1 protein-coding gene is annotated in these 1,089 nt (G+C 70.2%); it reads right to left on the bottom strand.

What is annotated here, in order from left to right:
• A partial coding sequence (locus tag CFB39_RS40520; RefSeq protein WP_179257813.1) for a hypothetical protein occupies positions 1–1,089 on the bottom strand: 1,089 nt, incomplete at both ends.

Here is a 1,089-nt window from a genome sequence, read left to right as displayed (position 1 = left end):
GCGGAACGCCTGCACATGAGCGTTCTCGCGCGCCGGCTGTCCTGACTGGAGCACCTCATTGCGCAGTGCACCCAGGGTCGGGCGCGGTTCTCCCTCGGCGGTCCGATTGGCCCGCAGCCACGCGGCAAGCTGGCGCAGGTAGCTCGCATGGGTGCGCGCCGTGGCCGGATGCGTGTCCGATGCGCCCTGATAGGCCTGGATCAATGCCTCGTCATCAACATGGGCCTGGGGCTGCCGCGACGTGCCGCCCTGTACCAGCGCATCCACCGCGCCGGCCACGTGCTTACCAGTGGCGCCTTGCTCGCCCACCGCTCGGCGGAACGCCTGCACATGAGCGTTCTCGCGCGCCGGCTGTCCTGACTGGAGCACCTCATTGCGCAGTGCACCCAGGGTCGGGCGCGGTTCTCCCTCGGCGGTCCGATTGGCCCGCAGCCACGCGGCAAGCTGGCGCAGGTGGTTCGCATGGGTGCCCGCCGTGGCCGGATGCGTGTTCGATGCGCCCTGATAGGCCTGGATCAATGCCTCGTCGTCAACATGGACCTGGGGCTGGGCCTGGGGCTGCCGCGACGTGCCGCCCTTTACCAGCGCATCCACCGCGCTGACCACGTTCCTACCCGTGGCGCCTTGCTCGCCCACCGCTCGGCGGAACGCCTGCACATGAGCGTTCGCGCGCGCCGGCTGTCCTGACTGGAGCACCTCATTGCGCAGTGCACCCAGGGTCGGGCGCGGTTCTCCCTCGGCGGTCCGATTGGCCCGCAGCCACGCGGCAAGCTGGCGCAGGTAGCTCGCATGGTTGCGCGCCGTGGCCGGATGCGTGTTCGATGCGCCCTGATAGGCCTGGATCAATGCCTCGTCGTCAACATGGACCTGGAGCTGAGGCTGCCGCGACGTGCCGCCCTGTACCAGCGCATCCACCGCGCTGGCCACGTTCCTACCCGTGGCGCCTTGCTCGCCCACCGCTCGGCGGAACGCCTGCACATGAGCGTTCACGCGCGCCGGCTGCCCTGACTGGAGCACCTCATTGCGCAGTGCACCCAGGGTCGGGCGCGGTTCTCCCCCGGCGGTCCGATTGGCCCGCAGCCACGCGGC

The sequence above is a fragment of the Burkholderia sp. AU6039 genome (assembly GCF_002223365.1).
Classification (GTDB): Bacteria; Pseudomonadota; Gammaproteobacteria; order Burkholderiales; family Burkholderiaceae; genus Burkholderia.
This window is presented reverse-complemented; position numbering and strand designations above follow the sequence as displayed.